This window comes from Butyrivibrio sp. (genome assembly GCF_024699075.1).
Genome location: NZ_JAILQF010000407.1, coordinates 1 through 8,899, shown reverse-complemented (window position 1 = coordinate 8,899; position 8,899 = coordinate 1). Strand labels below are relative to the sequence as shown.

The window sequence follows — 8,899 nt, the reverse complement described above, 5'->3', positions numbered from 1 at the left end:
AAACTCCCTAGATCTGTTTCAAGTAAATTACGTAAGAATTCAAAGAAAAAAAGCTCTTATGCCTCAAATAAGATAGAGGGAAATCCGCTTTCAGAAAAACAGGTTGATGAGGTTATTGAGCGGGATGAAAGAAAACACTTTCTTAAACCCGAACAGGAAGTGCGTAATTATTTTCTTGCACTTCAGTTTTTGGAAGAAAAAGCCAAAAAGAAAGAGTGCTTCTCAAAAAAACTGATATTGGAAGTTCAGAAATATGTTGAAAAAGGAGCGCCAAAGGAAAAAATTGGACTAAGAGGAGCTGTGCCTCCCGGTGTTTTATTTGCAGTTTATGATTCACAGACGGGAAATCCTGACTATATACCACCTGAGTATATCGATATACCGGTATTATTAGATGAGTTGGTTGACTATGTAAATACCACTGATGATCATCCATTGATAGTTGCTGCGATTGTTCATTATCAGCTTGTAACAATACATCCGTTTGAAGATGGTAATGGAAGAACAGCACGTTTGCTATCAGGATATATTTTGGATGTTAACGGATATAATTTTAATGGCATTGGATCATTAGAGGAATATTTTGCATATGATATAAACGAATATTATGAATCAATCCAGATGGGATTGCCTGCTCTGTATTATTCAGGAAGGAATAATCCGCCGCATCCCGAAATATGGATCAATTATTTTTTACGCATGGTACTGTTGTATTCCAACAAAATCTGCGAACTATCTGAAAATACCAGAGAAGACGAGATAGGTGGAAGCTTATCATATTTGAAGGGTAGGGAGAAAGAATTACTTTTGTTTTTAATAAAGAAATACAAAGGTGAGTTTACTCCAATCGAAGTTAGCCGTGAAATAGGGGTTACTAATAAAACAGTAATAAATAGACTTTCAGTTCTTGTCAAAAGCGGTTTTGTAGAGCCGCTTATTGTAAATCAACGTATAAGATCCTATGAGTTAAGTGACTTTACAAGAAATAATGAAAAGGCTATAAAGAAAATAATTTCATAAGAAATTTAACTGATCAAGATAACCCATCACCTTTAGGTGGTGGGAATATCTTGATTTCGGGTGCGGGGTTATAAGCCCCGTACCCGTAGAACTGCGTCAGCAGTGATTTCAATTCTTGCTTAAGAGTATTATCAAATAAATTAGATGATTATAATAGGGCATCCGGCTAGTGGGATGCCCTATTATTGTCTTTTATGATAGCTATAACAATGAGAGGGATTATTAATGTGTATCTGTCACTTTCTATGAAATATATATTTGACATTATCAAAATAAGTCCTATAATATGCGTTGGTATTTTTGTTTATAAAAATTTTAGGATTTAGAATATGAAATTTATAAAACAGTTTTTGATCATTTTGGGATTTTCGTATCTTGGTGAAGTAATGAAGCTTATTTTGCCATTACCAATTCCTGCAAGTATTTATGGAATGGCATTATTATTTGCAGCCCTTCTTATGGGTATTATCAAATATACTGATGTAAAGGAAACAGGAATATTCCTTATAGAGATCATGCCTGTCATGTTCATTCCGGCTGGGGTTGGACTTCTGACAAGCTGGGAGAATCTTAAACCTATACTTCTTCCTGTCTGTATTATTACGGTAGTTACTATTGTAACGGTCATGCTTTCAACAGGCTGGGTATCACAGCGCATAATAAGAAAGACAGGTAAAAAAGATGAATGAGTTATTTGAAGAATCACTGTTTGCAGAAGTTACTCTAAGTCTTGTTGCATACATGATAGGAGTACTTCTTAAAAAGAAATTCAAGCTTGCTATATTCAATCCTTTACTTATAGCAATAGTAATATCAAGTGCAATCCTTATAATAGGAGATATAGAATACGAAGTTTATAATGAAGGTGCCAAGTATCTTAGCTATCTTCTGACACCAGCAACAGTATGCCTTGCCATACCACTTTATGAACAGTTTGAACTTTTGAAAAAGCATTATAAGGCTGTTCTTTTAGGCCTTTTGGCAGGAACAGTTACAAGTCTTACGACGGTGCTTGTTTTAGCTAAGGTGTGCGGACTTACACATGAAGAATATGTGACTCTTTTGCCAAAGTCGATTACAACAGCTATAGGCATGGGAGTATCTGAAGAGCTTGGCGGATATGTGACTATTACAGTAGCAGTCATTATAATAACCGGAGTTCTTGGAAATATGTTCGGAGAGCTTATCTGCAAGGTTGCAAAGATTGAAGAGCCGATATCCAAAGGCCTTGCATTTGGTGCAAGTTCACATGCCATAGGAACAGCTAAAGCTATAGAAATAGGCGACGTGGAAGGCGCTATGAGCGGCCTCGCAATCGCGGTATCAGGTATATTTACAGTGCTTCTTGCTTCAGTCTATGCTAATTTTTTATAAGGATAATACAAGAAAAGCTCCTCGGTAATTGAATTACCGAGGAGCTTTTAACAGCTTAAATATTATGATCAAAACATGTGTCCATTAAGATATATCTTTAGATGATGGGCTTGCCTCATTTTTAACATTTAAAAGTTCTGCTTCCTCGGCCTTTCTTTTTTCAGACATTTTTTCAAGGTATCTGTCAAACTGAAGCTTTATAAGAGCAGCACTTGGTACTGCGACGAGCATGCCGGCGATTCCGCCTACAGCGCCGCCTGCAATAAGAGCTGCTACTACAAGAAGAGGATGAACCTCAACATTATCAGATAGGAGCTTGGGATTTATGATATTTCCATCTATGAACATGACGAGTGCAAATATGATTATTCCTATTATCATCTTGTAATAAGCACCTGATGGAAGGCATACAAAGACAAGAGTAATATAGCCGACAACAGGTCCAAGATAAGGAACGAGGTTACCAAGTCCTGCAAAAACTCCAACTATAAGGGCATTTGGAATTCCGGCAAAAGATAGGATTATAGTAATAAGCACTCCTACGATAAGTGCATCTGTAAATTGTCCGCGGATATAGCCGGAAAAGGCTCTGTCTGCATCTTTAAGGAATAGTTCTGTTTTATCTTCTGCCTTTTTGCCAAAGATAAGACGAAAAGCTTTGGTCCAGTAATTGGAAAGGTTATTACCATCTAAAAGAAAGTATATCGAGAATATAACTCCGAATAATAATCCTGAGAAAAAGTTCGTAACGGCGTTAGTAGTATAAGTTACTATTTGGCTGACATCTGCAGTCTCTACATTGCTTGATTCAAGTTTCTGAGTTACAAAATTCCATACGGATGCATAATCTTTTTGCAAAGTAACAAAGATATTTTGGATCGATTCAACATTTAGAGATTCAAGATTTTTGTAAAGTGCGATAGCTATAAGTACAAGGATTAGAGCAATTGTGAGAAATACAATTCCAAAAGTAAGAAGTACACTAAATGGACGTGCCCACTTATGGACCTTTTTCCTGTTAAAAAGCTTCTCAATCCTTGATACTATTGGTGAAAAAAGGTAGCAGATGATTCCGCCTATAACAATAGGTTTCAGAACGGCAGTAAAAATGGCCCAGAGCTTAGCCCAAAAGGAACCGCTACTTATCAGAAGCAGTGCAAGACCGGTAGTTATAAGAACTGTAACAGCAGCATATACACAGACTTTAAGATATCTTTTGTCGAGTTTTTTCAATATTTTATCCACAGTTTAAGCCTCCATAATATAAGTGAAGATAACTATTTATGATAAGTGAATTTTTAATACTTTTAATATAAGCATACTACTTTATGTGAAAAGGGACTACTTGTGCGCAGAATTAAAATGGTGTGCTTTAATATTTATCGGAAAAACGGTATCATTAAATTATGATCTCATAAATCTATTTATAAAGGTGTGCAGTTAGAATACCAATTACCTTAAGGCGATAGGTGTTCACAATAGTTGTAATTAGTAATATGATCTGTACTATTATGGCAGAAAGATAATTAACTATGTCAATTGCAATATGCGAATAATGATCGTTAGTTTTATTATTTTATTATAAAAACTATAGTATTTATGAGGCTCTTTTGATAAAATGATAAAAATTAATTGAGAGGTATATTGAGATGAAAGCTTATTTTGCAGGTGGATGTTTTTGGTGCGTAACACCAATTTATAAGATATATGGAGTAGATTCTGTTATATGCGGATATTCAGGAGGAGATGAAGTTAATCCTTCCTATAAGGACGTTAAGGCTCAGAAGACAGGACATAGAGAGACCATAGAGCTTACCTATGAGAATGAGAATGTTACTTATGACAGGCTCCTTGATATCTACTTTGCTAATGTTGATCCTTTTGATGGTGAAGGTCAGTATATTGATAAGGGATTTTCCTATACACTGGCAGTTTATTACCAGACTCAGGAAGAAAAGCAGCTGGTAGAAAATCATATCAAAGCTCTGGAAGAAGAATCAGGCAAGAAGGTTCAGGTGGCTGTAGAGCCATTTAAGTCTTTCTATCCTGCTGAAGAGGAGCATCAGGACTATTATCTTAAGAATCCTGAGGCCTTTGAAAAAGAGCTCATAGAGAGCGGTCGTAAAAAGTAAGAATATTTGTTTTACGGATAAGATTTACTCGAATCATGAGGTAAAAAAATGAGAAAACATTGGGGTATTAATAAAAAGACTCTTGTTAGTATTATTGTTTTTACACTTATTCTGATAGTATCTCTTGGCGCCAGCGGTGCTTATCTTTTTAACAGAGTCATTCAAAAACAGTACAACGACAGAGGCTATGTTGTGGCTAATATCATTTCTAATGATATTGACCATGACAAGATAGCCGAATATGCAACAACCTGGGAAGCAGATGAATATTATCATGAAATGGAGGATTATCTTCATCATATTGAAGAATACTCAAATGCAGCGTACATATATATAGCTGTACCCTATGAAGATGGGACTATGAGATATGTTTATGATACAGCTACATATATAGGCGATACAGATGAGATTGCTGCATCTTTTGATGAAATATGGACAGCTTATACTAAGGGTGTAAGACCTAAAAGCTATCTTGTCAGAAATTCCAAGAAATACGGATATCTGACATCGAGCTGTCTTCCACTAAAGGATAGCAGTGGTAGTGTTGTTGCCCTTTTATTTGTAGATACCAACATGGAAGACATTATGTTCATTCTTAGAAGCTTTGTCTTTAGTATGCTTGGTATTTCTTTGGTATTTCTGTTTATATTCTGCGGTTTATACTGGTTCTTCATGCGAAGAAATCTTATAAAGCCCCTTGTCTATATAAGAAATGATGTTAGAAACTTTGCTAAGGACAGTTCTAAAGAAAGCAACCTTCTTGAAAAGGTTACAACAAAGGATGAGCTTGAAGAGCTTGCCAAATCTGTAGTTCATATGGAAAAAGAGATTGTAAATTATATAGACAATCTTAAGACCATAACTGCAGAAAAGCAGCGTATAAGTACTGAACTTTCGCTTGCGACAAAGATTCAGACTTCGCTTCTTCCTCACACATTTCCGCCATTTCCGGATCGCAGGGAGTTTGATATTTATGCAACTATGGAACCTGCAAGAGAAGTTGGAGGTGATTTCTATGACTTCTTTCTTATAGATGAAGATCATCTGGGAATTGTTATGGCGGATGTATCAGGCAAAGGAATCCCTGCGGCTCTTTTTATGATGATATCCAAAATAATTCTTCAAAGTTGTGCAATGCTTGGAAAGTCGGCAGCAGAAACTCTTGAAAAAACCAATGATGCTATCTGTTCCAATAATCAGACACAGATGTTTGTAACAGTATGGTTTGGAATACTGGAGATATCTTCAGGTATTATTACCTGTGCTAATGCAGGGCATGAATATCCTACTATTAAGAAGGCAAACGGCAGTTTTGAACTTATAAAAGATAAACATGGCTTTGTTATTGGCGGCATGGATGATATGAAATACAAGGAGTATACAATAAATCTATGTGCAGGGGATAAGCTCTTTCTGTATACAGATGGCGTAGCTGAAGCATCTAATGCTGATAATGATATGTTCGGAACAGATAGAATGATAGATGCGCTTAATATGGTCAAGGATTCACCTTCCAAGGATATTATAAAGGGAGTAAGAACTGAAATATCTGCCTTTGTCAAAGATGCTGAGCAGTTTGATGACATGACTATGCTGTGTCTTGAGTACTATGGAACAGGCAATGAATAATTAAATTGTAATGAGTAGTAAACGTTGATGAATTATAAACAGTGCCTTTTATGACATTAAAACGGCAAGGAATGAGAAGAAGCATTCCTTGCTTTTTTTATATCATAATATACGAATTAAATAGCAGGAGGTAAATTTAGGGGGCATGAAAAAACTATACAGGATAACAGGACTTTTACTTGCGAGTCTTCTTAGCGCATGTTCATTTGCAGGACAGAATACATCAGCAATTGATACGGCAGTAGGAGAAGGTACAAGTACTGAAAAATCCGAAAATGATGTAACAGGTAAAGATACTAAAAATAATAATGAAGAGGATAACAGTGATATGACAAATGTTGACAATTCAAAGGCACAGGATATATTTGAAAATCTCGAATTAAGCACAGGCTACAAGGATATATCTGATCATAATCCTTGTATGACACAGCGCTTTAGCGCAGACCCTGGCGTTATGGTCTATGATGACAGAGTTTATGTATATGGGACCAATGATGGACTTGCAATGGATAATAAGCCATCCAAAAATGAATATGGCAATATAAGAACTTTAAATGTAATGTCTTCAGCTGATCTTGTAAACTGGGAAGATCATGGAGCCATTATGGTAGCAGGTGGTAGCGGAGCAGCTTCATGGGCAGGTAATTCATGGGCACCCTGCGCTTGTCACAAGGAGATTGATGGTAAGGAAAAGTTCTTTTTGTACTTTGCTAATAGCGGAAATGGAATAGGCGTACTTACATCAGATTCGCCGACAGGTCCTTGGGAAGATCCGTTAGGTAAGGCTATAGTAGGACGTGACACACCTGGAATAGAAGGAGTTATCTGGCTTTTCGATCCGGCAGTTCTTGTAGATGATGATGGAACAGGATACCTTTATTTTGGAGGTGGTGTCCCTGAAGGCAAAGAAGCTGCGCCAGAAAGCTTTCGTGCAGTCAAGCTTGCGGATGATATGATCCATTTGGACGGAGAAGTTGTAACCCTTGATGTTCCGTGGGGATTTGAGGACTCAGGAATTAATAAGATAGGTGATACTTATTATTATTCCTACTGTACTAACTGGTCAGGAGGACCTTATGGGAATGCAAGGATTGCATATATGACATCGAAGTCTGCGCTGGGACCATTTACTTATCAGGATACACTTTTTGATAATCCCGGTGAATTCTTCGGAACAACAGGCAATAACCATCATACTATTATTACTTTCCATGATCAGCAGTATATCTTCTATCATGCAGAATACCTTAATCAGAAGATGTATGGTGAAATGCTTGGATATAGAACAACACACGTTGATAAGCTTCCGATGGAAGATGGCCTTTTTGGAAATGCAAAGGGATCTTTGGAAGGTGTAGAACAGCTCTTTAATGTAGACGCCTATACAGTTAACCGTGCAAGTAGTGTTGCATGGGAGGCAGGAGCTGTTATTGAAGGAAGCGGTGAAACAGTTCTTAAGCTTTCAGAAGGCGACTGGACCGGAGTATCAGGCGCAGATTTTGGAGATGGAGCTGTAAAGATAAGATTAACAGCAAAGTCCTCAGAAGGCGGATGGGTCCGCATCACAACAGGCTCTGTAGATGGAGATGTTGCCTGCTATATATACATACCTGCATCAGATAATATGCAGGAGATAGAAGCACAGGTACAAGGATGTGAAGGAGTAAAGAATCTGTTCTTCACTTCTTCAGGAGATGTAAGTATAGAAACCTGGATTTTTGAACAATATTAATTGTATAGGTTATCTGCGGTATTTAAGCGCTTTTTGTATCTTTTTTTATAAAATGCTTCTCAAATTTAAACAGGTGCGGGTATAACCCTATGCTTATAAAGCCTACTATGAAGTATCTTATAAGGCGGATCAAACCTGCTGATAAGGTGCCTGATGAAAGAAATTCAGGATCAAAAGGAAGCTTTAAAAGAGTATTAAATATAAGATAAGCCATTCCGCCTCCAAGAATTCTTGTTACATAGAATATCTTACTTTTTGGATATTCAAATCTAACGAATCTTCTTTCGTATTCTGCGGAAAGAAAGAATCCGCCAAGAATACCAAGGCCTGTAAAGTAGTCTGATGTTTTGCAATAGAAAAGTCCAATGCAGCCAAAAAGGAATATTAGAAGAAATGCTATCCATCTTCTTTCTGTTCCAAGCTTTTGGATGATCATAGGAAATACAAGGATTATCACAAGACCAAGAAGCCATCCGACAAGTACGTCTGTCGGATAGTGAACACCAACGATCATTCGTGAGAATCCTACAAGAAGTGGAAGTGCAAAAGCTGCTACTTTAAAAAAACGATTCTTTTTATATCTGTAAATAGAGCCGTAAGCTGTTATGGAATTAGTAGAATGGCCGCTTGGGAATGAAAAGCCCTGAGCGGCTATATCATACATATCAGCTTCACTATCAACCATTCTGTAGCAATTAATGGTTTCATGATCAAAGTAGGGGCGCCTTCTTAAAAAGATATTTTTGATCATAGGATTAAGTACAAGTCCTATTGCTATATTTGTACCGACATAGATACCGAATTCTTTGTCATAGCACCAGAAAAGAAAACCAAGAATAAGTACGAGGATAAGTTCTTCTCCAAATGCTGAGAAGAATGACATTACACCTATGGCCTTTTCGCCAAGAGTTGTCTGTAGTAATTCCATAAAGCGGACTTCGAAATCAAAGTAAAAGCTATTACCTGTTATGGTATCCATTACCTTCCTCCCTGTATAGAATATCTGAGGCTT

General features: G+C 36.9%; 8 protein-coding genes. 6 read left to right on the top strand and 2 right to left on the bottom strand.

All coding sequences use genetic code 11. The annotated features are described in order from the left end of the window. The 3 genes from K6G87_RS16325 to K6G87_RS16315 all read left to right on the top strand — a co-directional run. The coding region (locus K6G87_RS16325) for a Fic family protein (RefSeq protein WP_296839647.1) at positions 1–1,020 on the top strand (1,020 nt) is incomplete at its 5' end. Positions 1,021–1,349: 329 nt separating this feature from the next. Next, positions 1,350–1,709 (top strand): CidA/LrgA family protein, encoded by a 360-nt coding sequence (locus K6G87_RS16320; RefSeq protein ID WP_296839646.1) that lies wholly within the window; start codon positions 1,350–1,352, stop codon positions 1,707–1,709. After that, positions 1,702–2,394: an LrgB family protein gene (locus K6G87_RS16315; RefSeq protein ID WP_296839645.1), complete on the top strand. Its 693-nt coding sequence runs from the start codon at positions 1,702–1,704 to the stop codon at positions 2,392–2,394. Before K6G87_RS16320 ends, K6G87_RS16315 begins: the two co-directional genes overlap by 8 nt. Positions 2,395–2,478: 84 nt before the next feature. On the opposite strand, the gene K6G87_RS16310 is transcribed toward K6G87_RS16315, so the two are convergent. Continuing rightward, on the bottom strand, positions 2,479–3,639 hold the full coding sequence (locus tag K6G87_RS16310; RefSeq protein WP_296839643.1) for an AI-2E family transporter: 1,161 nt from the start codon (positions 3,637–3,639) through the stop codon (positions 2,479–2,481). A gap of 404 nt (positions 3,640–4,043) precedes the next feature. Here K6G87_RS16310 and msrA point away from each other — a divergent pair, with 404 nt between their 5' ends. From msrA to K6G87_RS16295, 3 genes are all read left to right on the top strand, one after another. Then, complete coding sequence (gene msrA, locus K6G87_RS16305; RefSeq protein WP_296839641.1) at positions 4,044–4,526, top strand: peptide-methionine (S)-S-oxide reductase MsrA; 483 nt, start codon at positions 4,044–4,046, stop codon at positions 4,524–4,526. 48 nt (positions 4,527–4,574) lie between these two features. Beyond that, a complete protein-coding gene (locus tag K6G87_RS16300; RefSeq protein ID WP_296839638.1) occupies positions 4,575–6,155 on the top strand; it encodes a PP2C family protein-serine/threonine phosphatase in 1,581 nt (526 codons plus the stop codon). 145 nt (positions 6,156–6,300) lie between these two features. Next, positions 6,301–7,887: a glycoside hydrolase family 43 protein gene (locus tag K6G87_RS16295; protein ID WP_296839636.1), complete on the top strand. Its 1,587-nt coding sequence runs from the start codon at positions 6,301–6,303 to the stop codon at positions 7,885–7,887. Between the two features lie 22 nt (positions 7,888–7,909). Here the strand turns inward: K6G87_RS16295 and K6G87_RS16290 are convergent. Continuing rightward, positions 7,910–8,899 (bottom strand): phosphatase PAP2 family protein (locus K6G87_RS16290; protein WP_296839634.1); only part of this gene is annotated, 990 nt, incomplete at its 5' end.

Bases quoted from the DNA above. Each gene is read 5' to 3' on its own strand.
- K6G87_RS16320 (WP_296839646.1), top strand. From the start codon at position 1,350: ATGAAATTTATAAAACAGTTTTTGATCATTTTGGGATTTTCGTATCTT.
- K6G87_RS16315 (WP_296839645.1), top strand. From the start codon at position 1,702: ATGAATGAGTTATTTGAAGAATCACTGTTTGCAGAAGTTACTCTAAGT.
- msrA (WP_296839641.1), top strand. From the start codon at position 4,044: ATGAAAGCTTATTTTGCAGGTGGATGTTTTTGGTGCGTAACACCAATT.
- K6G87_RS16300 (WP_296839638.1), top strand. From the start codon at position 4,575: ATGAGAAAACATTGGGGTATTAATAAAAAGACTCTTGTTAGTATTATT.
- K6G87_RS16295 (WP_296839636.1), top strand. From the start codon at position 6,301: ATGAAAAAACTATACAGGATAACAGGACTTTTACTTGCGAGTCTTCTT.